Annotated in this window: 21 protein-coding genes; 15 read left to right on the forward strand and 6 right to left on the reverse strand. The window is 47.6% G+C overall.

Features of this window, described 5'->3' with window-relative positions; genetic code table 11:
- Positions 1-54: 54 nt before the first annotated feature.
- Entirely contained in the window at positions 55-2862 is a 2808-nt protein-coding gene (gene uvrA / locus I2I11_RS18000) for an excinuclease ABC subunit UvrA (protein ID WP_196269138.1), read from the reverse strand.
- Positions 2863-3250: 388 nt separating this feature from the next.
- Between uvrA and I2I11_RS18005 the strand changes: the two genes are divergently transcribed.
- Positions 3251-3373, forward strand: coding sequence for a 30S ribosomal protein THX (locus I2I11_RS18005; RefSeq protein WP_196269139.1), 123 nt, complete (start codon positions 3251-3253; stop codon positions 3371-3373).
- A 144-nt stretch (positions 3374-3517) separates the two neighbouring features.
- Here I2I11_RS18005 and I2I11_RS18010 read toward each other — a convergent pair whose 3' ends face one another.
- Positions 3518-4789 carry an MFS transporter gene (locus I2I11_RS18010; protein ID WP_196269140.1) on the reverse strand — a complete coding sequence of 424 codons (1272 nt, stop codon included), beginning with the start codon at positions 4787-4789 and terminating at the stop codon, positions 3518-3520.
- A 487-nt stretch (positions 4790-5276) separates the two neighbouring features.
- Between I2I11_RS18010 and I2I11_RS18015 the strand changes: the two genes are divergently transcribed.
- From I2I11_RS18015 to I2I11_RS18050, 8 genes are all read left to right on the forward strand, one after another.
- Positions 5277-5621, forward strand: a complete 345-nt coding sequence (locus I2I11_RS18015) for a hypothetical protein (RefSeq protein WP_196269141.1) — start codon at positions 5277-5279, stop codon at positions 5619-5621.
- A 371-nt stretch (positions 5622-5992) separates the two neighbouring features.
- The gene (locus tag I2I11_RS18020; protein WP_196269142.1) at positions 5993-6373 is read left to right on the forward strand and encodes a group III truncated hemoglobin; all 381 of its coding nucleotides are present in this window, start codon (positions 5993-5995) and stop codon (positions 6371-6373) included.
- Positions 6374-6870: 497 nt separating this feature from the next.
- Positions 6871-7473, forward strand: coding sequence for an RNA polymerase sigma factor (locus I2I11_RS18025; protein WP_196269143.1), 603 nt, complete (start codon positions 6871-6873; stop codon positions 7471-7473).
- Positions 7448-7678, forward strand: a complete 231-nt coding sequence (locus I2I11_RS18030) for a hypothetical protein (RefSeq protein WP_196269144.1) — start codon at positions 7448-7450, stop codon at positions 7676-7678. Before I2I11_RS18025 ends, I2I11_RS18030 begins: the two co-directional genes overlap by 26 nt.
- Positions 7679-7697: 19 nt before the next feature.
- Positions 7698-8381: an endonuclease III gene (gene nth, locus I2I11_RS18035; RefSeq protein WP_196269145.1), complete on the forward strand. Its 684-nt coding sequence runs from the start codon at positions 7698-7700 to the stop codon at positions 8379-8381.
- A 490-nt stretch (positions 8382-8871) separates the two neighbouring features.
- Complete coding sequence (locus I2I11_RS18040) at positions 8872-9177, forward strand: HU family DNA-binding protein (RefSeq protein WP_196269146.1); 306 nt, start codon at positions 8872-8874, stop codon at positions 9175-9177.
- Positions 9178-9242: 65 nt separating this feature from the next.
- Positions 9243-10106, forward strand: a complete 864-nt coding sequence (locus I2I11_RS18045; RefSeq protein WP_196269147.1) for a tetratricopeptide repeat protein — start codon at positions 9243-9245, stop codon at positions 10104-10106.
- Positions 10107-10314: 208 nt separating this feature from the next.
- A complete protein-coding gene (locus tag I2I11_RS18050; protein ID WP_196269148.1) occupies positions 10315-11913 on the forward strand; it encodes an Rne/Rng family ribonuclease in 1599 nt (532 codons plus the stop codon).
- 77 nt (positions 11914-11990) lie between these two features.
- Here I2I11_RS18050 and I2I11_RS18055 read toward each other — a convergent pair whose 3' ends face one another.
- Positions 11991-12662 (reverse strand): porin family protein, encoded by a 672-nt coding sequence (locus I2I11_RS18055; protein WP_230680401.1) that lies wholly within the window; start codon positions 12660-12662, stop codon positions 11991-11993.
- Positions 12663-12738: 76 nt separating this feature from the next.
- On the opposite strand from I2I11_RS18055, the gene gldB reads away from it, so the two are divergent.
- The 4 genes from gldB to I2I11_RS18075 all read left to right on the forward strand — a co-directional run bounded on the left by gldB (position 12739) and on the right by I2I11_RS18075 (position 19058).
- Positions 12739-13743, forward strand: coding sequence for a gliding motility lipoprotein GldB (gldB, locus tag I2I11_RS18060; RefSeq protein WP_230680402.1), 1005 nt, complete (start codon positions 12739-12741; stop codon positions 13741-13743).
- Between the two features lie 162 nt (positions 13744-13905).
- On the forward strand, positions 13906-15111 hold the full coding sequence (locus tag I2I11_RS18065) for a glycosyltransferase family 4 protein (protein ID WP_196269149.1): 1206 nt from the start codon (positions 13906-13908) through the stop codon (positions 15109-15111).
- A 128-nt stretch (positions 15112-15239) separates the two neighbouring features.
- Complete coding sequence (locus I2I11_RS18070) at positions 15240-15707, forward strand: DUF4890 domain-containing protein (protein WP_196269150.1); 468 nt, start codon at positions 15240-15242, stop codon at positions 15705-15707.
- 561 nt (positions 15708-16268) lie between these two features.
- Positions 16269-19058 carry a TonB-dependent receptor gene (locus I2I11_RS18075; RefSeq protein ID WP_196269151.1) on the forward strand — a complete coding sequence of 930 codons (2790 nt, stop codon included), beginning with the start codon at positions 16269-16271 and terminating at the stop codon, positions 19056-19058.
- A gap of 48 nt (positions 19059-19106) precedes the next feature.
- Here the strand turns inward: I2I11_RS18075 and I2I11_RS18080 are convergent, their stop codons facing one another.
- The 3 genes from I2I11_RS18080 to I2I11_RS18090 all read right to left on the reverse strand — a co-directional run bounded on the left by I2I11_RS18080 (position 19107) and on the right by I2I11_RS18090 (position 20532).
- A complete protein-coding gene (locus I2I11_RS18080) occupies positions 19107-19502 on the reverse strand; it encodes a type II toxin-antitoxin system VapC family toxin (RefSeq protein ID WP_196269152.1) in 396 nt (131 codons plus the stop codon).
- Positions 19502-19744 carry a hypothetical protein gene (locus tag I2I11_RS18085; protein WP_196269153.1) on the reverse strand — a complete coding sequence of 81 codons (243 nt, stop codon included), beginning with the start codon at positions 19742-19744 and terminating at the stop codon, positions 19502-19504. Before I2I11_RS18085 ends, I2I11_RS18080 begins: the two co-directional genes overlap by 1 nt.
- Positions 19745-20157: 413 nt before the next feature.
- Positions 20158-20532 carry a hypothetical protein gene (locus I2I11_RS18090; protein ID WP_196269154.1) on the reverse strand — a complete coding sequence of 125 codons (375 nt, stop codon included), beginning with the start codon at positions 20530-20532 and terminating at the stop codon, positions 20158-20160.
- Between the two features lie 618 nt (positions 20533-21150).
- On the opposite strand from I2I11_RS18090, the gene mutY reads away from it, so the two are divergent.
- Together mutY and I2I11_RS18100 are read left to right on the forward strand one after the other, a co-directional pair.
- Positions 21151-22242, forward strand: coding sequence for an A/G-specific adenine glycosylase (mutY, locus tag I2I11_RS18095; protein ID WP_196269155.1), 1092 nt, complete (start codon positions 21151-21153; stop codon positions 22240-22242).
- Between the two features lie 107 nt (positions 22243-22349).
- Positions 22350-22826, forward strand: a complete 477-nt coding sequence (locus I2I11_RS18100; RefSeq protein WP_196269156.1) for a single-stranded DNA-binding protein — start codon at positions 22350-22352, stop codon at positions 22824-22826.
- The last annotated feature ends 20 nt before the right edge of the window (positions 22827-22846 follow it).

The raw sequence follows: 22846 nt of genomic DNA on the forward strand, positions 1-22846 counted from the left end.
GGGTGGTTGGATACATCAGCCGCTCAAATCATACTTGTACTTCTATACTTTCCCTTACAACTTCCCTTTCAAAAACCGTGCAGTGTCATTCCCTTCCAATTTCACCAGCTCCTCGGGAGTGCCTTCGAAGAGCAGGTGGCCGCCGTTGGTGCCGCCTTCCGGGCCAAGGTCGATGATCCAGTCTGCTGATTTGATGATGTCCATGTTGTGCTCGATGATGACGACGGTATTGCCGTTCTCGATGAGCGCGTTGATGGAGGTGAGCAGTTTGCTGATGTCGTGGAAGTGCAGGCCGGTGCTGGGCTCATCAAAGATAAAGAGGATATTTTCCTGGTGCGGCTGCGCACCTTTGGTCAGGAACGAGGCCAGTTTTACGCGCTGCGCCTCTCCTCCCGACAAAGTGTTGCTCGATTGCCCCAGCCGGATATAGCCCAGGCCTACGTCGTTCAACGGCTTCAGCTTTTCGATAATCTTGGCTTGATCGGCAAAAAAATCGATGCTGTCGGCAATGGTCATGTCCAGCACCTCGGCAATGCTTTTATCTTTATACTTGATGTCGAGCACATCCTGCTTGAAGCGCTGGCCATGGCAGCTTTCACAGGTCAGGTAGATGTCAGCCATAAACTGCATCTCAATTTTTACCTGTCCTTCGCCCTGGCATACTTCGCAACGGCCACCCTCAATGTTAAAGGAGAAATGCGACGGCTTAAAGCCTCTAGCCTTCGCCAGCGGTTGGTCGGCATACAGTGTCCGAATGGCATCGTAGGCTTTTACATAGGTGACCGGGTTGGAGCGCGAGGATTTGCCAATAGGGTTCTGATCTACAAACTCGACATGCTGAATTTTACCATAATCGCCCGCCAGTTTGTCAAATTTACCGGTACTCTCAGAAGAACTGCCGTGCAGCTTCTGCATAGCCGGAGCCAGTATCTTCCGAATCAGGGTTGATTTGCCGGAGCCGCTTACGCCCGTTACCACCGTCATTACGCCAAGTGGCACTTTTACGGTCAGGTTTTTGAGGTTGTTCTCGCGGGCGCCGATAATCTCAATGGCGTTGCGCCACTTGCGGCGTTGCGGCGGCACAGGTACCTCCATACGGCCACTCAGGTATTTGGCTGTATAAGTGTCCGTATGCTGCGTCATCTCCTCAAAAGTACCCTGAAACATCAGGTTACCGCCGCCAGAGCCGGCCTCTGGCCCGATATCGATGAGCTGATCGGCCGCTTTCATGATTTCTTCTTCGTGCTCCACCACAATCACCGTGTTGCCAATTTGCTGCAGCGAGCGCAGTACGCCAATCAGTTGCTCGGCATCTTTGGGGTGCAGCCCTATACTTGGCTCATCCAGGATATACATAGAACCCACCAGCGCACTACCCAAAGAAGTAGCCAGGTTGATACGCTGGCTCTCGCCGCCTGAAAGTGTGTTGGACAGGCGGTTAAGTGTCAGATAGCCCAACCCCACGCGTAGCAGGTAACTTAGCCGGTTGGCCACTTCCGTTACCAGGCGTTCGGCCACATTCTGCTCGTGTTCGGTAAGTTCCAGGTTCTGGAAAAACGGCTGCACCTGCGTGAGCGGCATCAGCACCAGGTCGGTTATACTTTTGCCGTTTACTTTTACATAAGCTGCGTCTTTGCGCAGGCGTGATCCTTTGCAGTCAGGACACACGGTGCGGCCACGGTAGCGCGACAACATGACGCGGTATTGAATTTTATGCGTTTGCGCCTGTATGTGCCTGAAAAAGTCGTTGAGACCCTCGAAATATTTATTACCCGTCCAGAGTAGTTCCTGTTCGGTCTCCGTCAGTTCGTTGTAAGGGCGGTGAATGGGAAAATCGAAACGGATACCGTTTTTGATAAGCGGCTGCAGCCACTCGTTCATTTTGTCGCTTCGCCACGGCGCGATGGCTCCTTCGTACACGGTCAGGCTCTTGTCCGGTATCACCAAATCCGGGTCGATGCCGAGCACGCTGCCGAAGCCCTCGCAGGTCTGGCAGGCGCCGTACGGGTTGTTGAAGCTGAAGAAGTTGACCGATGGCTCTTCGAATACGATTCCATCCAGCTCAAATTTATCGGAGAACACACGCTCCTGATCGTCGCCATACTTGACACGGCACGCACCCTGGCCTTCAAAAAAAGCCGTCTGCACCGAATCGGCAATGCGGAACTGCAGGTCTTCGTCGTTTTTGTAAACGACAGCCCGATCGACAAGTATAAAAAGCTCATTCCCCAATTCAGGCGCTTCCTGCGCCAGCAGCTCTTCTATGAAGTATACCTGCCCATCAGCGTAAATGCGCGAATAGCCTTTCTGCAAAAGCAAGTCCAGCTCTTTGTCCAGCGTACGATCCGGCTGCTGATGCAGGGGGGCCAGGATCATCACACGCGCTTCATTCTCCAGCGAAAAAATAAAGTTCACCACATCCGTCACCGTATCTTTCTGCACCACCTCGCCCGAAACCGGCGAAATCGTTTTGCCGATGCGTGCATAAAGTAGCTTCAGGTAATCATAAATCTCAGTGCTGGTGCCTACCGTGGAGCGGTTGTTCTTTATACTTACCTTCTGCTCGATGGCAATAGCCGGGCTGATGCCTTTGATGTAATCCACGTCAGGCTTGTCCATACGGCCCAGGAACTGGCGGGCGTAAGAACTAAGGCTTTCCACGTACATGCGCTGCCCTTCGGCATACAGGGTATCGAAGGCCAGCGAGGATTTGCCCGAACCGGAAAGGCCGGTGACAACGATAAATTGGTTGCGGGGCAGCGCCACGCTCAGGTTTTTGAGGTTATGCACGCGGGCACCTTTGATGATGATGTTCTGGCGCGCGTCGAGTTCGTCGAGGTTATAATCAGGAATGTATGCCATATAGACGGCGGCTGGCTGCAGCGGCTGCTTATACTTGCAGCGGCGCCACAAAGGCCTGTTTTTCGGTTTTGATGAAGATGTAAAGTTACGAATAGCTAAGCGCTTTAAGAAGCAGTTTGTTATACCTGCTTTCTCAGGAGAAGCACATCAGGTTATAACACGCGCCAGGCGCAATTGGTTTAGCTGTTTCCGGGATGATAGAATAGCTATTTATACAATAGCAACAGCGCTCGCTTCCGCCCGGAACAACAGCATAAAGGCAAACCGCGCCTGTTCTCCGTCTGAATTCTATCTCTCTACCAAAGTCTGCTGCGTATAAACTTATCTGCTGCTGCCTTTTACCCGTATGTATGGTGGACGCATTTATCTAAAAATAAAACTTTATTTTATGGGAAAAGGAGATAGAAAATCAAGAAAAGGCAAAATCACGAAGGGAACTTACGGCAACAGGCGCCCGCACAAAGCCAATAAAGCTAAAGAGCAAACCGAAACTAAAGAGGCTGCTAAGTAGATAGCCTGCATACACCTTTAAAAACAACACAAAGCACCGTTCGTATCTGAACGGTGCTTTGTGTTTTATACCTGATGTAGTTGATCGTTTTTCGTTAATCGTTTTTCAGGTTCGTGATACGTAGCACCTACCTGCAGACTGCATTTAAGCGGTTTCCAGTTCGGGGGTAATATCCAGGCTGCGCAGTTTGTCGGCTTTAAAAGCAGTAACGCCTACCACCAGAATCGTCATAATGCCGCCAAAAACCACTGAGGTGACCGTACCCATCAGCTTGGCCGCAAAACCTGACTCAAACGCGCCTATCTCGTTGGAGGAACCGACAAAAATATTATTTACCGACGACACCCGGCCTTTCATGTACTCAGGCGTGAGGGTATGAATAAGGGTATTCCGAATGATAACACTGATGCTGTCGAAGCCACCGCTGAGAGCCAGCAGCAGCAGCGAAAACCAGAAGTTGGTAGAAAGTCCAAATAAAATAATGCACACACCAAAACCCGCCACGCACCAGAGCATCTTCTTCCCGGCATTCACCGAAATCGGGTAGTAAGCCATGATAAGGGCCATCAGCACAGAACCGACAGCAGGCGCAGCACGCAAAAAGCCAAGTCCCTCGGGTCCGGTTTCCAGTATTTCGGAAGCGAAGATGGGCAGCAGCGCCACTGCGCCGCCAAACAGCACCGCAAACAAGTCCAGCGAAATAGCGCTCAGGATTACCTGGTTATTGAACACGAACTTTATACCCGACCGCAGGCTTTCCATCATACTTTGCGGGTTAATGTTTTCCGGCAGCGGCCTGGAAGCGATAAAGGCAAACGACAGCAGCGACAGCAGCACGAGTGTGGCATCGGTGCTGTAAGCGGCTGTTACCCCGAAAAAGCCATAAATCAGTCCGCCAATGGCCGGGCCGACGAGCGAGGCAGTCTGCCAGGTGGTACTGCTCCAGGTGATGGCGTTGGCGTACAGTTGCTTGCCGGCCACCAGCTGCGGCATAAAAGAGAACACCGCCGGGCCCATAAAGCCACGGGCAATGCCGCTTACAAAAATTACTCCGTAAATGGGCAGCGCTCCCAGGTGATCGAGTGCATGGCTGATATTGAGCGTAAACGCCAGCAGTGTGAGCGAACAGCATAACAGCGCCGTTACAGTTACTATAATTATTTTCTTGCGTGCCACTATATCGGCCAGGTAGCCGGCGTAAAGCGATACCACAATAGACGGAATGGCCTCGGCCAGCCCCATCAGGCCCAGCGATAAAGGGTCTTTGGTGATATCGTAAATCTGCCAGCCTACAATGACAGCCTGGATCTGCATGGCCAGTGTAATGCAGAGCCGCGCCGAAATGTACAACCGGAAATCAGGTATACGCAGCACCGCGTACGGATCATGCCTGGGTGCCGGATTAGTGCTGCTCATAGCTTTGTCTGCTTGTTTTATACTTCTGCCGCAAAGCTACGCCAAACTGCAATTTCCAACAGCATGGCCGCCTCAAAATAAACTATAAACCACCTGGCAGCGTTGTTACCAGGAGCCATACTTCTGCGTTGCAGTCTTGCGATTTATACTTATGCTTCAGGTTAACAGTCTGATTCCGGTATAAAATCCGGCATAAACTATTTTACGCTTAATGCTTAAATTTAAGGCTTGGCTGCAACACAAATTTACCTTAAGAAGTATACATTTTTTAGAAACAATTACACCAGTTTAAGGCCGCCGCATTCCTGTTCCAGCCTGACATTTACTCCATTGTAATGGTTTCATTATGTTTTTGTGATGGTTTCGGCCCACATATTGCGCTATTATTAACTATACTTTGTGAAACAAACGCAAGTGCCCGGGATGCGTATCCTGTGGGACTATAAGACGTTTATTGACCGATTTTTTATTTAACACGCATCATTTTATGAGAAGACTTGACATCCGTAACCTGCTGGAGAACATTGAAAAAAAGGTGAACCAGCATGAGATAACTACTGACACAGATGTAACTAACCTGATTAATTCAGAAATTAACGCAGCCATTAACCTGAAGTATAAAAAAGAAAATACAGCCGATGTAAACGATGCTGCCCTGCAGAATGTGTCCTGCACCACACTGGAGTGCTACCTGGATCACCTTAAATCGGTAGAACAGAAGCTGCAGCGCCCTTATAGCATTACGGCGCAGGGCAATGCGGTGGAGGAGCGCGACATTAACCGCCGCCTGCTGCTCATCCTGAACCGGCTGAAAGGCTACAGCAGAAAGTAAAAGCCACAACGGCCGGCTTATTATCAATTCATCCTTCGATAAGTTTCAACAACTCTGTCGAAGGATTTTTTTATGGCCCTGCGACACATCCTGCTTTCCTGTTGTTCTGCTTTCATCTTGGAGCATACATGAGGCAAGCTTGCAGTTTGGGTAAGTATAGCAGAAGCAAGTATAAAATATGTCACACGCCAGTTAAACCTGTGCCGAAGCATTTCGGGAAATTTGAAGCAGGTAAAAACTTGTGCCCTGAACCATAGCGCTTACAGGTGATGTTTATCATTTTTAAGCTGCCGCCGCTTCGCTACCTTTGCCATACTTAAACAGTGTTTAGCTACAAGCAGGACATTAGCATAAAGCAGCAGGAATTTGATATGAAAAAAGACATAGAAAACGAGGCAGACATAAAGCTGCTGGTAGATACTTTTTATGACAGCGTGAACCAGGACGAGCTTTTATCGCCTGTGTTCAACGGTTTTGCGCAGGTAAACTGGGCGCACCACCTGCCTGTGATGTATAATTTCTGGAGTTCGGTGCTGTTTGGCACGATGGCGTACAAAGGCCAGCCATTCCCCAAGCACCTGCGCCTGCCCATAACCCAGCAGCATTTCAGCCGCTGGGTAAGCCTGTTTACGCAAACAGTTAACAGCTTATTTGAAGGCGCCAAAGCCGAAGAAACCAAACAGAAAGCCACCAGCATTGCCCGTATATTCCAGATGAAGCTGGGCCTGTTCAGCACTATACCTGCGCAATAGCAGCAGGCTTTTATACCTGTCGCTTATACTTAAACACGCAGCAACTGCTGCTGCTTTACGCCGGATACACAAACATTTGCCGCGGCAAAAGTTTTTTTTGGCAGATTGGCTTTATTTTTGTTCCTTTCCTTATAATTAATTCAATAAAGTATTTTGCTAATCGGATCCCGGCCTGAGGCGCTTTTTGCTGGGTGGCTTGATATTTGTGCCGCTATACCTGCAGCAGGCCTGGTGCATACGTTGCCAATATTTTTTTAGTACTGAAGGCTGAACTACATCCTGGTTCGTATGTGATTTAGCTTTAAACGCTGCAACGTAAGAATTGCCGGACAGCATACAGCACACTTCAGATTTTTTTTCGGAATGGCGGCGCTAACTGTTGCACAAGCGAAATGCATTTTCTACATTTGATTTACACTTCTTTAAAATATTTGTTTTAAAAGCTAAACGCAACAATATGATATAAAGCTTTACGTTACCCTTAATGTAGCTTTACGATGAATAAAACTACCCAGCTGAGCGACTCCGCTTTGGTTTCGCTTTACATCGCAGGTAATGAAAATGCGTTTGAACAGCTAGTAAACCGACACAAAAACAAAGTCTTTACAACCATTTTACTGATTGTAAAGGATACCTATACCGCTGAAGACCTGATGCAGGACGCTTTTATTAAAGCTGTCCATACAATGAAGGGCGGCCGGTATAACGAAGAAGGCAAGTTTTCTTCCTGGATCTGCCGCATCGCGCATAATCTGGCGATCGACTTTTTCCGTAAAGAGAAACGTAGCCCGATGATCACGCTGGAAGACGGCAGCAATGTGTTTAATACTTTATCTTTTTCAGAAGACTCGGCTGAGTCGCTGCAGATAAGAGAAGACACGCATGCCCGCCTGCGCGAGCTTATCCAGGCGTTGCCCCAGACGCAACGCGAGGTGCTGATGATGCGGCATTATGCCGACATGAGCTTTCAGGAGATAGCTGAGGCAACCGGGGTGAGCATCAACACTGCTTTAGGTCGTATGCGCTATGCGCTTATCAACCTTCGGAAGAAGATGCAATACAACGATATAACCTATGATAAAAACCTCTACTCAGAATGAGCTGATCCAGTATGTGTACGATGAGTTGGCAGACGATGCCCGCATGCAACTGGAAGCAGTATTGATGCAGGACAACGAGCTGGCCGAAACCTGCTCCGAACTGCTGGAGATGCAGTTTTTGCTTCAGAATGCGGTAAAATCGCCAGGTGAACGCGCTATCAGCAATATTTTAAATTACTCCAAAAGCTTAAGTTTGCAGTCTTAACCGGCTGCAAACTTTTTTTATGCGCACAAAAGAACGTTACCGCCTCCTGATAGATTATTTTACGCAGAACTTTCCGGAACCGGAAACAGAGTTAGCTTATACGAACCCGTATGAACTGATTCTGGCTGTGGTGCTCAGCGCGCAATGCACCGACAAGCGCGTGAACATGGTTACGCCTGCCCTTTTTGAGGCCTTCCCCACACCGGAGCATCTGGCCGCCGCCACTTCCGACGACGTGCTGCCATACATTAAAAGCATCTCTTACCCCAACAACAAAGCCAGGCACCTCGCCGGACTGGGCAGGATGCTGGTAGAGCAATTTGGCTCAGAAGTGCCCAGCACAGTAGAGGAACTCGTGAAACTGCCCGGTGTAGGCCGCAAAACGGCCAATGTAATTGTATCCGTTATCTGGAACCAGCCGGCCATGGCCGTAGATACGCACGTGTTCCGGGTAAGCAAGCGCCTGGGTTTGGTTTCTAAAAAAGCCAGAACACCGCTGGATGTAGAGAATGAATTGGTTGCCAACCTGCCCACAGAACTGATTGCCAAAGCGCACCACTGGCTCATACTACATGGCCGCTACATCTGCGTTGCCCGCCGCCCCAAGTGCGAAATCTGCCCACTCTCCCATTTCTGCGCTTTCTTCCAGAAGAACTTCCCCAACATTCCGGATGATCCGGAGAACAAACTGAGCAGCCTGTAGATAAGCCTTCAAGTATAGATTTATACCTAAAACCACATAGTGCACCAGTATCAGTAGCTGCAATAATTAATAAAACCATGTATGAAACAACGGCTATTCATTAGCCGTTGTTTCATACTCTTGTAGCCCGGAGTTGCTCCTAAATATCACCTCCCTGGCACAGGCTCTGAAGCCTGCTCCCCCTGACAATTATGGTTTTATGGCAAGCTAATGGGCAACTTAGTGCCGAAGAAAAATGCCTGCCGTCCTGTTAAAATATAAACCTCCGGCGGGCGTTAGAGAGGCAGAACGGGCAACACAGGCACTACAAAGTCCATGCGGCGGTACGTAAAAGTTTAATGCTCAAGGGGTAATAATTTAGCAGCAAAGCTTTTACTTATCGAAAAGTCAGGTTACCTTTGTGCCCCGAAAATCAGGAAATCAAAGCGCGTTTCCTGATGCTTTTAAAGGAGAATGTAACTTATTATTAAAATTATAAAAAACTAAACAAGTGACTAAAGCAGAAGTAATATCAGAGGTTGCTGACAAAACAGGAATCGATAAGGCGGATGTGCAGGCAACAGTAGAGGCTTTCTTCAAAGTGGTAAAAGACTCAATGGCCAACGGCAACAACATCTATGTGCGGGGTTTTGGCAGCTTTGTGAACAAGAAACGTGCGAAGAAAGTAGCCCGTAACATCTCCAAGAATACCTCTATCATTATTGATGAGCATTTTATTCCAAGCTTCAAGCCATCTAAAACCTTTATCCAGAAGATCAAAAACAGTAAAAAAATCAAAGAATTAGCGCATTCCTAATTCTTTTGTATCTTTGCGGTTCTAAATTTGTTAGTAGTTCATAAACAATTGCTTACGCAGAAAGAATGTCACGATCACAAATACTGATAGTTGTAGTAGCCATCGCTTTGATGGCCGCTATGTTCTTTTTGCCCAAAGTAATTGTAAATGAAAAGGACAAAGAAACCTTCGCCTCCAACCAGGAAGCTGCTCCGGCAGAGGGGCACACAGCCGACGATGGCCATGAACATGATGCAGCAGCTGTTGCTGCCGATGCGCATACGGAAGCCTCGCCCGAACAATTAATGGCCCTCACCACAGCACGCACCAAGTATAAGAAAACGACTGATGAGCGTACGCGTACAAAAGTGGCTGCGCAGCTCGCAGAAGCTTATTATGAGGCAGCCAAGTATGACAGCGCCGGCTATTACTACGAAATAGCCGCTGAAGCACGGCCTGGCGAAACAACTTACAAGAAGGCCGGAGACAGTTATTACGAGGCTTTTACGTATGCCCCCACACAGGAGCGTGCCAACGAGTTGGGCGCCAAAGCCCGCGACATGTATGAACAGGTGCTGAAGAATAACCCTGCTAACCTGGATGCCAAAACCAATGTAGCCATGACGTACATTGCTACCACCAACCCGATGCAGGGCATTACGCTGCTGCGCGAGGTGATTTCGGCAGACCCGAACAACGAGAAGGCGCTGTTTAACCTGGGCGTTCTTTCGATGCAGTCTAACCAGTACGACAAGGCGGCAGAGCGCTTCCGGAAGCTTGTTGCGCTGAATCCGGAGAATGTAGAAGCAACCTTCTATTTAGGCGTGTCGCTGGCCAAAACGGGGCAGCAGGAAGAAGCCAGAGCTTTGTTTAACAAGGTAAAGGGCATGAGCAAAGACCCGGCGCTGACAGCATCGGTAGAAGAGGCACTGGCCGCGCTGAACAAGTAGAAAAAGAAATTTATCAATTTATAAAAAACCAAGACTATGCCTTGCGGAAAGAAAAGAAAAAGACATAAGATCGCTACACACAAAAGAAAGAAGCGTTTAAGAAAGAACAGACATAAGAAGAAGTAATTTCTTCTGCGTGATTTGAGGCCCACTTTGCCCAGGCGATAGTGGGCTTCGGCCTATACATCCAACTAATCTTTGAGAGAAATTGAGTAACGAACTAATTATCAATTCTACTCAGGATGGCGAACGCATTGCGCTTTTACAGGACAAAAGACTCGTAGAATATCACTTCGAACGGAAGGACACGAACTATACCGTAGGTGATATTTTTCTGGGCACTGTAAAAAAAGTAATGCCCGGACTAAATGCTGCTTTTATCGATATTGGCTACCAGAAAGATGCTTTTCTGCATTACCATGACCTGGGAGCCAATTTCAGAACACTGAACAAGTATGTAAAAGCAGTACAGACACAGAAGAACGCAACACCCAAACTCAACCAGTTAAAGTTTGAGCCTGAAATAGACAAACTGGGTAAGATAGCCGATGTCCTGAAAAAGGGGCAACAGCTGCTGGTCCAGATTGTAAAAGAGCCAATTTCCACGAAAGGCCCGCGCCTTTCCTGCGAAATCTCCCTGGCAGGGCGATACCTGGTGCTCGTACCGTTTTCGAATACGGTAAGCGTATCCAAAAAAATCGTCAGCAAAGAGGAGCGCACCCGGCTCAAGCGCCTGATCACAAGTATAAAACCGGAAAATTTCGGTGTGATCATCCGGACAGTGGCCGAAGGGCGTGAAGTGGCAGAGCTCGACAGAGACATGCGCAACATGCTCGACAACTGGGAAGAAGGGTTTAAAACATTGCGGCTAGCCAAGCCCTGTGACAAAATCATAGGTGAGCTAAATCGTTCTTCTTCCATTTTGAGGGATTTATTGAACGAAAGTTTTGACAACATAGTGGTGGATGACACCGCCCTCTATGACGAGATCAAAACGTACATCGGCAGTATTGCTCCGGATAAGTTAAACATTCTGAAGCATTACACCGGCAAGACCAAAACCTACGAACACTTTAACATCGAAAAGCAGCTGAAGGCAGCTTTCGGCAAAACGGTAACCATTCCGGGCGGCGGCTACCTGGTGATAGAACACACCGAAGCGCTGCATGTGGTAGATGTTAACAGTGGGAATAAATCTAATACCGAAACCGATCAGGAGGCCACAGCGCTGAATGTGAACATGACGGCAGCCAAAGAAGTGGCCCGCCAGCTTCGCCTCCGGGATATAGGTGGTATCATTGTGATTGACTTCATCGATATGAAGTCGCCGGAAAACCGGCAGAAAGTTTTTGAGGTGATGAAAGAGGAAATGCGGAAAGATCGATCCAGGTCTACCATACTTCCCATCTCCAAGTTCGGCCTGATGCAGATAACGCGTCAGCGCGTGAGGCCGGAGCAAAATATTATTACCGGCGAAGTTTGCCCGACCTGTAACGGCACCGGTAAAATTACGGCCAGTATACTGGTAACAGATGAAATTGAGGCAGCGGTAGACGACCTGCTGACAAGCCACAACCACAAAGGTTTAACGATATACCTGCATCCTTTTGTGCACGCCTACTATACCAAGGGCCTGTATTCGAAGCAGGTAAAATGGTTCTTTAAATACTTTAAGTGGATAAAGCTGATAAAAGATACTTCGCTCGGAATTACTGATTTTAAAGTGATGGATGAAAGAAGCGAGGAAATTGAATTGCGTGCGGCACTGGCAGATGTAAGTGTGGTGCCCGACACAGACGAAGATTAACAACGATACAGATTACACATACAAAAGCCGCCCCGATTAGCTAATCGGGGCGGCTTTTGTATGTGTAACGAGGCTTATCAGAACTTAACGCCGAAGTCGATGGATACGCTATTATTTTTCAGCGCTATATTTTTATCGCCAAGTAGCTTTTCATAATAGTCATCAATATCGGTAAGGCCGCGGTGATAGGTAAGTCCCGCAAAAATTTTGGTGCTCTGCCCCACCTGGTACTCCACGCCGCCACCCAGCAATGCATCCGCTTCAAAAATGTTAAAGCGCTTCAGCACCTTCTCGCTGTCAATTACTTTATGATTGTTTACCTTGGCGGCTACTTTCGTATTCAGCGAGCCGCCTACCTGGAAGTATGCGATGGTGCCAGGGGCCACTTCGTTGGTAAAAAGCTTTAATGTAACAGGCAACTCAACGTACTGGAGCGCGATGTCATCTTTACCAGCTGTGGTGATGGTGGCGCCGGAGCCGTCGTCGTGGCTATAAGTATAGGAAACTTCGCTGCCCTTGCCGCGGAACAGCAAACCTGTGCTGAATGCATAATTCTGGGCGAAGAAATAGTCGGCCACGACCCCCACACCCAGGTGCAGACCGCTGTTCTCTTTTTCCAGGTTATACTTGTCTTCGGCTACAAAGCGGTTGCCTGTTATGGTGGGCGATACCATCAACCCGATCTCAATCTGCGCCATGGAGGTAAAGCCGGCACATAAAAAAAGCACTAAAAGTGTAAGTTTCTTCATCTGTATAATTAAATTAAAATAAAGCTGTTACTCTATTACGTAACAACCCCCTATTTTTGTACAAAATACCTGACAAATGTATTACAGATTATCCATACTAGCTATACTATTCTGCTGCCTCGGCTGCCAGAAAAAAGGATGTAGTTTACCCAACGAAATAGCCAAAATACCTGTAGATGTGGAGATTGAGCGATTGGAAAAGCCTTTCTTTGCCGCCACTTCTAAAGCAGATATTGCTGATTTTCTGGAGGCGCATCCTGTATTTGCTGAAAAATATTTGCAGCAAAACCAATATCCTTCTGACTCCCTGCTGCTAAACCCGCTCTATGAACTAACCACCAATCCGGCCCTGGATACGCTGAAAACACAGGCAGTGCAGACTTTTGCCGACATGAGCCGCGAAGAGCAGGAACTGGAAACGGCTTTTAAAGTTATCAAGTATAACTATCCTAACTCTTATGTGCCACAGGTGAAAACCTTTGTTACGGGCCTTGGCAGCATGGGCAGCGACCTGTTTGTGTCGGATAGCCTGCTAGTGTTTGGACTGGATTATTTTATCGGGCCAAAGGCCAGGTACAGGCCACAGGTATACGATTACATCCTGAGACGCTATGAACGCGAAGACATGGTGCCGGCCGCTTTGCTGTTGCTCTCGAACCGGTTTAACAAGACCGGCGACCAGGACCGTAACCTGCTCAGCGAAATGATCAGCGCCGGCAAGGCTTATTATTTTGTGCAGTCCGTGATGCCCTGCGTTCCCGATTCTTTGATCATCGGGTATTCCGGGCAACAGATAGCGGATATAAACTATAACGAAGGCCGCATCTGGGCACATTTTATTGAAAAAAGCCTGCTGTACGAGAAAAGCCCTTTTCTGATGAACAAGTACATTGGCGAGCGGCCCAACACCCCCGAAATCGATCCCAAAGCGCCCGGCCGCATTGGTGCCTGGGTAGGCTGGCAGATAGTGCGCAAATACATGGAGCGCAATCCCGAGGTTACATTGCCCCAACTCATGGCCGAAACAGATTACCAGAAAATTTTCAGCGAATCGAAGTATAAACCCGAGCGGAGGCGGTAGGTTGTTAATGGTTCATCGTTAATCGTTGCTTGACAAATTGCTGATAGTTAACTGGCTGCATTGCCTGTGGTTAGCTCATTAAAACTTTACTGGATTTGTCATTTTGAGAACGAACACATATCTGAACAACAATTTAACAATGTAGCCATTTAACCATCGAGAATGCATATTGCCGTCCTGAACCAGCACCACCACAACCCCGATTGCCCTGCTACCTGCCGCCACTATACTTTTATGGAGCAGCTGGCGCAGCGGCACCGCATAAGCCTGGTGGCCAGCGATGGCTGGCGGCACACCCGCCTCACAAACAAGTATAGCTGGGCGCCGGCAGGTGTAGAACTGCACGAGTGCCAGGTACCGTATGCCAACAAAATGGGCATGATGCTGCGGCTGAAATCGTTCACGGGGTTTGCCGCTTCGGCTTTCAGGAGAACGATGCAGTTGCAAAAGCCGGATGTGCTGTGGGCTGTCTCTACGCCGTTGAGCACGCCGTGGATAGCAGCACAGGTGGCGCGGCTGCGCGGTGTGCCGTGGATATTTGAGGTGCAGGATTTGTGGCCGAGCTTTCCGATAGAGATGGGTGCGGTAAAGAGCAACTTCTTGCAGAACCGCCTTTATAGTATAGAAAAGCGCTTGTATCACAGCGCCAGCCACATCATCACGCTCTCTCCGGATATGACAGATTATGTGGCAGGCCTGGGCATCAGTCTGGATAAGATAACGACCAGCTACAACGGTACCGACCTGGAACTGGCGGCAGCCGTACAACCTGCGCAAGTGATGGCGCTGCGCCAGAAGTATAAATTATCAGACAAACAAATGGTACTTTACGCCGGCACCTATGGTCGCGCCAACGGTATGCAGGCGTTGATGCAGGCGGTTGCAAGTATGGCATCTGACGAAAGCATACAGTTTATTTTTATTGGCAGCGGGTATTATGAGCCGCAACTGCAGGAGCTGGCGCAGCGCATGCCTAATTTACTATTGTTGCCGCCACAGCCACGCCATGAGGTATTTAAATGGTTCCAGCTGGCAGATTTATCACTGGTCACCTTTAACGATTTACCAGTGCTGGCAACCAACTCTCCTGCTAAATTTTATGATAGCCTCGCCTGCGGCACACCCGTTGTTGTCACGAATCCGGGCTGGACAAAAGACTTTGTAGACAAGTATAAATGCGGTTGGTATACACCTGCCGGACAGCCAGCCGCTATGGCACAGATTATAAAGGATATACTGGCACAGCCGCAGGCACTGCAACAAGCAGGTGAGCGGGGGATGGCAATTGCCAAAGAGTTATTCGACCGGCAAAACTTGGCAGCACAAGTGGAAGAAGTACTATTAAGTGTAACTGGCAAGCAGATCTAAACTATACTTCGGTACTCCTCTCTGTATATTTCTGGCACAAGCTTTGGTAATGTATTTCTGAAGCATAAAATCAGGCCTTATACTTTGCTCCACGATAAATAATCCAAAGGTTTTAAAAGACGAGATTCATGAAAAAAGTTGTAATAGCCTTGTCCTTCGGGATATTGATGGCAGGCAGTTCGTTTGCGCAAAGCGCGCCGCAGCAGGAAGCAAAATTCCGTACAGAACATCGGAATAGAAAAGATAAGGGTGATAGGAAAAGTCCTGAGGAAAGAGCAGCGCAAAGAACTGAAAAACTCAGCAAACAACTCGGACTGAGCAAATCGCAGGAGAAGAAATTGCTGGCCCTTAACCTGGAAAACATCCGGGAGATGCAGGCCATGCGTGCCAACCACAATAAAGGCGACAAACGCAGCACGGAGCAGCGTGAGCACCTGAAAGCATCCCGGGAAAAGCGGGATGCCGCCCTCAAAGACATCCTGACGAAAAAGCAATATGCACAGTATCAGCAGCAACGCGAAGAGATGAAGGCGCAGCATAAAGGCCGTCAGTACCACAAAGGCAACAGGGAGCGCAGCCAGAAGTATAACGGCTAAGCCGACATTGCGATAGTATAAACAAAAGAGGCAGGCCGCTATGACCTGCCTCTTTTGTTTATACCTGCTGCCCTTGTTGTTACGCTCTATCTTCCCCGTATTAAAGCGAAGTATACCCGTTGCAACACAGGTGTCAGGAATCATACCTTTTGCGGCATTTATACTTGCTGCTCCCGCCTGTAGCTTAAATTCGATAAGGACGCCTGCTTGCGCCCGGAGCCTGTATACTTAAAAATTCATCACCCGAAAGCCAGCCTGATGCATTATGATGTGGTAATAACAGGATAATGGTGGTATAGTATAGATTTATTTACATCGCATAAAGCTATTATATACATATTTTTTACTATTATTACATACAACCAAAGCGTTAAGCACATGGAAGCGCGCATTAACATCTGCCTTTTACCATACTCGCGTCCATCAAAGTTATTGGTTGTACCGCTTCCGCTTAAACTACTTTCCCGGATTCCTGCAGCAGAATAGCAATAACAGAGATACTGCTTTCACTCCCCGTGTTTATTTAACAATGCAAGTGCCGCATAAACAAACGCCATACAGATGAAACAAACGCTACGCTTTATCATGTTTTTGGGCCTGGTGCTAAACGCAGGCCTGTCTTTTTCACAAAGCAGCAAAGGCGAGATAAAAGGCAGGCTGCTGGATGCCACAACAAAAGAGGCGTTGCCCTACGCGACAGTAGCCGTTTATACTGCTTCGGACACGACGATGGTTACCTTCAGGATGAGCGACGAGAAAGGAAACTTCCGCGTTCCGAGCCTCCCCTTAAACCAGCAGCTCCGCGTGCTTGCAACCATGATGGGCTTTGCCGTATACAGAAAGGAATTTACCCTGACACCGGCACAGCCTGAAACAGATTTCGGAGATATAAGTATGGCGCAATCTGCCAGCCTGCTCAGTGAGGTGCTGATTACAGCTGAGATGCCGCCCGTACTGGTAAAAAACGATACGCTCGAGTTTAATGCCTCCTCCTTTAAAACGCTGCCTACTTCTCTGGTAGAAGATCTGTTAAAGAAACTTCCCGGGGTATCGGTGAGCACGGCGGGCGATATTACGGTAAACGGGAAACCGGTAAATAAAATACTGGTAGATGGCAAAGAGTTTTTCGGGAGCGATCCGAAAGTAGCCAGCCGCAACCTGCCCGCCGATGTGATAGAAAAAGTACAGGTGATGAACGACCCGGAGGCGCTTCTCCGCGATCCGGACATGCCCGAAATCGATATCCCGCAGGTAATCAACCTGAAGTTTAAGAAAGGCATCAAAAAAGGAATGTTCGGCAAGTTGTATGCAGGCGCCGGAACACATGAGAGGTACGAAGGCGGCGGCATCCTGAATATGTTCCGGGACACCACGCAGCTAAGTGTGCTGGGCTATTCGAACAACCTGAACCGCCCCGGCTTTGGCTTCGAGGACATTTCCAGGATTGGCGGGTTTAGCCGGAGCGGGTTCAATTCGATGATGATCAGGAGCGATGGCGGCTTTGCTTTAAATGGTATTTCGTTTGGCGCAACCGGCGAGGGCATCCAGCAGTCATCGGGTGGCGGCGCCAATTTCAACACGGTGTTTAAGAATGGCATTAAGCTAAATCTGCAGTATTTTTATGGCGGCATCAATGCCGACCTGAACCAGATAGTAAACTCGGAGCAGTTCCTGGAGCAGGACACCATCAACACACGCCGGACGCGGGATGAGTATAGCCGGAACCAAAGCCACCGGGTAGGCGGCAAACTGGAGTGGGAGCTGGACTCTTTAACAGATTTGAGTATTGCGCCAAGTATAACCTTTACCCGCCAGGCGTCTGACCAGTTATCTTTGACCAACACCCTATTGAACTTTGCCGAACGCCTGAACGAAAGCACCAATCAGCAAAGTATAAATGACGATGCGACCAGTTTCTCAAATACTTTGTCTTTGAATCGCAGGTTCAGGAAGAAGGGCCGGAGCTTTACGTTTTATGGTTATTACGACTATAATACCGGCCTGCAGAACCAATACAACGATGCTGTTAATTACTTTTACGAGCCCGACAGCTATACCACCTACCTGGATCAGTTAAGAAATGTTGACAGAACCGGCCTCTCTTTAAACAACTCTGCTTCTTACACAGAACCTATCCACAAAAATTTAGGCGCTGTTGTAAGGCTTAATGCCGAATATTTTAAAGACGAAAACACGCTCCGCACTTTTAACGCAGCAGAGCAAACCGGCGACTATACTGATGAAGTACCCGGCTTATCGAACGGCGTGAACAGGCGCGGCTGGCGAAACTATCTGACAACAGGCTTCAGGTGGAAAATAAAAGATGCTTCTGTGCAGCCCGGCATCCGGTTTACTTCTTTAAGCATCAAAAACAGCTTCCTGAAGAACCCGGATATCAAACAGAATTACTTTTACATTTACCCGTCCCTGAACATCAACTGGAAAGATTTATACTTCAGCTACAATGTAAATGTAGAAGAGCCCAACGCTGTTGATCTGCAGCCGGTGCAGGACAATTCCAATCCCCTGTTTGTCCAGTATGGCAACCCGGAACTGCTGCCTACTATTTCAAACTCCTTTAACCTGAGTTTCAGGAAGTATGATACAAAAAGGTCCATTAACTACAGCGCCTATGCCTATGGCTCCATTAGCAACGATGCTGTAACGCGGGAGCGGACGATAGATGAAAACGGCGTGCAGACCTCCCGGCCGGTAAACACAGACGGCAACTGGAGCTTAAACGGCAACGGCCGCTTTATGAAGGATTACAAGTATGATAACAACCGGCAGTTCTCGGTGGGCGCTGCCATGCGTGTTTCGTACAGGCGGACACTCATCCTGCTGAATGGGCTTGAAAGCTACAGCAGGACGTGGGCCTTATACCCGTCGCTGGAAGCAAGGGTAAACCTGAACGACAAGCTGGAACTGAACCAGACCTTTTCTCTGAGCCACCAGCGCAGCACTTATGAGAACGATGTTTTTGATAACCTGCAGTTCAATACCCGCGAATCAGAATCAGGCATTGTGATCCGGATGCCGAAGAAACTTGTTTGGGAAGCTACTTTCGATTACTGGTACAACTCCAATACAGCTCCGGGCCTGCAGAAAAGCTATGGCCGCCTGAACGGCGCCGTTACCTTCCTGTTCATGAAAAACGACCGTGCCCAGTTGAAGCTCTCTGTCTTTGATTTGCTGGATCAGAATATCAGTTCCTACCGCAGCATCCGCGAAAACCTGATAGAAGATTACCAGACTATGGCCTTGAGCCGCTACGCGATGCTCACTTTTACCTACAACATCCGCAACTTCGGCGGCAAAGTAGGCGGTACTAATCCTATTTTCAGGTTTTAAATTTGGTGGCAGGTATAAAGTATGGGCGTTATTCCCTGCAGTATAATTTTATTTTGTCCAGTTTTCGATTTTTATATTTTGTAAATGTTCAAAGTGCTTCTCATTATTTGTGACCAAAGTCATTTCATTTACAATAGCCGTTGCTCCAATCAATAAATCAAAGTCATCCACAACATTGCCTTCTTTTCTAAGCCTTGCTTTCTCTTTGGCATAAATATCTAAAGCACTATAAATCGGGAGCTGTTTAAATTTGTCAGCCAGTTCATTAATAATAAGCCTGTTTTTTTCTGGATAAACACTCTTTTCAGCGCCAAATTTCAGTTCTGCAATGGTGATCTCCGAAATGAAGAGATTATCAAACCCTATTTTCTCAATTTTTTCAACAAGCCCAAATCTGCCTTTCAAGAAATAAATACAGATGTTTGTATCCAGCAGGTAATTCATTATAAATCCTCAATTTGCCTGTCTGTATGCCTGCTTGCTCGTATTTTTTCAATCATTTCTTCCGCACTTTGGTCAGATTGCCAAGCACCAAATAATTCTTTCCACGAATCATCCTTAAGTTCTCTCTTTTGCTCTCTCAGAGAATCCGAAATCTTGCTGATTAAATCAAGTTTTATATCGGCACTCAAGTTTTTAATCATGCCAAAAAAGTTATCTGCTATATCTATCCTGTTTGTTTTCATGAAAATCCTGATTTTAATCCATCAAATTAACGAGAATTATCAGGCTTTTGGTTTAGCTAACATTTGTCAATCCGAACTTTCATTGACGCAGGTTCTTGATAAAACCTAGGGTATCTACATATTCCCGCGTCTTTCCTTTTTCAATGGCATATACCATCGCTAAGTCTTCAGCGTCTTCCTCCGTCAGTATTCTGGTCTTAATCCCCAACTTATTAGCTAATTGTATAATTGTATAAGCAGTGTTAACAGAGTCAGATTCGCTCGATAAAATGGCTGTTTTGATTTCTTTTAGGTTAATTTATCTTGAATTATCAGTAATATAATTCTGTATTCAAATGCGCTCTGGCGTTACTCGTGCAGCCGATGGGCGAAGCAAAGCTGATCCTAAGTGCGGCACTTTATTAGGCGATGATTTACTTTGCTACAGCTTCATATTCTTTTACTGCAGCAGATGTCATTTCAATTAGCTCTTTTAGTTTGGTGCTTTGATTTTGCTTATAGTATATGTTTGGCTTACCATTATCAAAGGTTTCAAATTTCAAAGCATAGTCACTTACTTTCTTTTCTGATGAGACATTTGGCGTGATTAACTTGAGTTTGTGGAAAAATGAATGACTTACAACTTGTCTCACTTCTACTGGCTTACTTCCTTTTGTTCTAATTAACATAGTTGGAGCTTCTATTTGCTCTTTCTCTATCCTTTGTCTATTAAGAGCATAGAGCTTGGCTGGACTCGCTTTAGGAAGCTTTACAGTTTCATACCTGTTACACTTGTCGAACTTTTTCAAGAACGACTGTTTGTTTTTTACCCAGAACAAGTACTGGTTATTTTCGGAATCACAAGGGTTAATTGCAGGTAGTCTTCCTGAACTATAGTAAGTGTAGATTAGGAAAGTGTCCACACCCTCCGACTTCATGCTGTCAATGTAGCTGTTTACTTTCTCTTCTACCACTTGCGCCTTTGATGTAGCCGTAAGAATAAACATAAGAATACAAGCTACTCGCATCATTCCATTACACTTTCAAATTCTTCTTTTCTATAATTACAACGGCTAGGCTAAGGCACGCTTTGGTGTGTTTTAGTTTTTGTTGTGCTGCGATTTTCTTGTTCTTTCAATAACCCAAGAGCCAATGGCTATCAGATTTAATGTGCAAACTATTCGAGGGAAAATCTTCCCCAGCTTTCCTAAACACGCTAATATCATACATACTTTATACAAGATATGTAAAAAAAGCCTCCGCTTAGTATGAATACCGAAGAAATAAAAACAACTGCTGTCAGCAAAAGAAATCTCATGCTTTAGCAAGCATAAGTATAGGCGGCCTGATACCTAAATCCCAACAAAACATTAATTTGCCTGTTCTTCTGAATCCTGCTATCAACTCCAGGTATAAACCAACGCTGTATGCAAGCCACCGACCATACTTACTTTGCTCGCACCCTCCTCACCTGGTACGGGCAGCACAAACGCAGCCTGCCCTGGCGCGATACCATTAACCCCTACTTTATATGGCTGTCGGAGGTAATTTTGCAGCAGACGCGCGTGGCGCAGGGCCTCCCCTATTATCATAAGTTTGTGCAGGCTTACCCTACGGTGCAAGCACTGGCGGCTGCGCCTGAAGATGAAGTATTGCGGCTGTGGCAGGGACTGGGCTATTACTCCAGGGCCAGGAACATGCACCACACGGCAAAGTTGGTAGCAGACAAGTATAACGGCCACTTTCCGGACAAGTATAGCGAGCTGCTGAAGTTGAAGGGCGTGGGCAGCTATACCGCCGCCGCCATTGCTGCCTTTGCTTTCCGGGAGCAGGTGGCGGTGCTGGACGGCAACGTGTTCCGGGTGCTGGCGCGTGTGTTTGGCATAACGGATGATATTGCTGCCCCTGCATCCAGAAAAGTATTTCAGCAATTGGCGGATAAGCTGGTGCCTGCTGAGGCGCCTGACACCTACAACCAGGCCATTATGGAATTTGGCGCCATCCAGTGCACGCCCCTGATGCCCGACTGCCTGTTTTGTCCGCTGCAACAAAGCTGCTTTGCCTTTAACCATGGCATGGTGCAGGAGCTGCCCGTAAAATCAAAGGCGAAAGCAGCGCGGCCACGTTACTTCCATTACATTGTGTTTGTATTTGAGGGAAGCTACTACCTGCGCAAGCGGCTGGAGGGCGACATCTGGCAGGGCTTGTATGATTTTTACCTGTACGAGAGCGACGACAAAAACCTGCGGCCGGAAGCGCTGCTGCAGGAACTGGAAGCGGCAGGCATACCGGTGCAGGAGGCCCAACTGCAATTGCCGCATAAAGACTATAAACATACCCTCACTCACCAGAAAATCACGGCTCGATTTTATCAAATAAAGCTGAATACACGTTTAAGGGAGCAGGTATTGCAGGAAACCCGGCTGGCCCTGTATACCCCTGAAAAAATAGAGGAATTACCGAAGTCGGTTCTTATCAGCAGCTATTTGAAAGATGCAAAAGTTTTAGTAAATTTATAAACTGAACTATTCTGAAAGTCAAAGCATTCAGATATTCAGTATGCCATATTGCCTCCGGCTAGGTTGCCGGAGTAGCCCAAATAATTAAATACTAAAGACAAGAAAGCATGGCAAGTGTAAACAAAGTAATTCTGGTTGGGAACTTAGGTAAGGACCCCGAAGTACGTCACCTGGAAGGCGGCGTGGCGGTAGCAAGATTCTCCCTGGCTACTTCCGAAACTTTTAAAGACAAAAACGGTCAGAAGCAGGAGCGTACCGAGTGGCACAACATTGTGTTATGGCGCGGCTTGGCCGAAGTAGCGGAGAAATACCTGCGCAAAGGCCAGTCGGTGTACATCGAAGGCAAAATACGCTCTAACAACTACCAGGACAAAGAAGGCGTGCAACGCTACAGCACCGAGATTGTAGCCGACAACATGACCATGCTGGGCGGCCGCAGTGACAATGGTAATGGCAACAGCGGCAATTATCAGGAACAACCGGCAACGGCACAGGCTTCAGGCAACTTTGGTGGCGGATCTGCTTCGTCCCAGGGCAATGCTTCGGCTTTCCAGAACGACGAGCCGGACGACCTGCCGTTCTAACCTATGTTTAACTAAATCCA

Origin of the sequence: Pontibacter rufus (assembly GCF_015694705.1) — a bacterium.
In the GTDB taxonomy this organism is placed as follows: Bacteria; Bacteroidota; Bacteroidia; order Cytophagales; family Hymenobacteraceae; genus Pontibacter; species Pontibacter rufus.

What these genes read in the sequence shown, in the direction of transcription:
- nth (WP_196269145.1), top strand. Translation starts at nt 7,698, where the DNA reads ATGCGCACAAAAGAACGTTACCGCCTCCTGATAGATTATTTTACGCAG.
- uvrA (WP_196269138.1), bottom strand. Translation starts at nt 2,862, where the DNA reads ATGGCATACATTCCTGATTATAACCTCGACGAACTCGACGCGCGCCAG.
- I2I11_RS18065 (WP_196269149.1), top strand. Translation starts at nt 13,906, where the DNA reads ATGCATATTGCCGTCCTGAACCAGCACCACCACAACCCCGATTGCCCT.
- I2I11_RS18085 (WP_196269153.1), bottom strand. Translation starts at nt 19,744, where the DNA reads ATGAAAACAAACAGGATAGATATAGCAGATAACTTTTTTGGCATGATT.
- I2I11_RS18020 (WP_196269142.1), top strand. Translation starts at nt 5,993, where the DNA reads ATGAAAAAAGACATAGAAAACGAGGCAGACATAAAGCTGCTGGTAGAT.
- I2I11_RS18055 (WP_230680401.1), bottom strand. Translation starts at nt 12,662, where the DNA reads ATGAAGAAACTTACACTTTTAGTGCTTTTTTTATGTGCCGGCTTTACC.
- I2I11_RS18075 (WP_196269151.1), top strand. Translation starts at nt 16,269, where the DNA reads ATGAAACAAACGCTACGCTTTATCATGTTTTTGGGCCTGGTGCTAAAC.
- I2I11_RS18015 (WP_196269141.1), top strand. Translation starts at nt 5,277, where the DNA reads ATGAGAAGACTTGACATCCGTAACCTGCTGGAGAACATTGAAAAAAAG.
- I2I11_RS18010 (WP_196269140.1), bottom strand. Translation starts at nt 4,789, where the DNA reads ATGAGCAGCACTAATCCGGCACCCAGGCATGATCCGTACGCGGTGCTG.
- I2I11_RS18045 (WP_196269147.1), top strand. Translation starts at nt 9,243, where the DNA reads ATGTCACGATCACAAATACTGATAGTTGTAGTAGCCATCGCTTTGATG.
- I2I11_RS18025 (WP_196269143.1), top strand. Translation starts at nt 6,871, where the DNA reads ATGAATAAAACTACCCAGCTGAGCGACTCCGCTTTGGTTTCGCTTTAC.
- I2I11_RS18005 (WP_196269139.1), top strand. Translation starts at nt 3,251, where the DNA reads ATGGGAAAAGGAGATAGAAAATCAAGAAAAGGCAAAATCACGAAGGGA.
- I2I11_RS18080 (WP_196269152.1), bottom strand. Translation starts at nt 19,502, where the DNA reads ATGAATTACCTGCTGGATACAAACATCTGTATTTATTTCTTGAAAGGC.
- I2I11_RS18100 (WP_196269156.1), top strand. Translation starts at nt 22,350, where the DNA reads ATGGCAAGTGTAAACAAAGTAATTCTGGTTGGGAACTTAGGTAAGGAC.
- mutY (WP_196269155.1), top strand. Translation starts at nt 21,151, where the DNA reads ATGCAAGCCACCGACCATACTTACTTTGCTCGCACCCTCCTCACCTGG.
- I2I11_RS18070 (WP_196269150.1), top strand. Translation starts at nt 15,240, where the DNA reads ATGAAAAAAGTTGTAATAGCCTTGTCCTTCGGGATATTGATGGCAGGC.
- gldB (WP_230680402.1), top strand. Translation starts at nt 12,739, where the DNA reads ATGTATTACAGATTATCCATACTAGCTATACTATTCTGCTGCCTCGGC.
- I2I11_RS18030 (WP_196269144.1), top strand. Translation starts at nt 7,448, where the DNA reads ATGATAAAAACCTCTACTCAGAATGAGCTGATCCAGTATGTGTACGAT.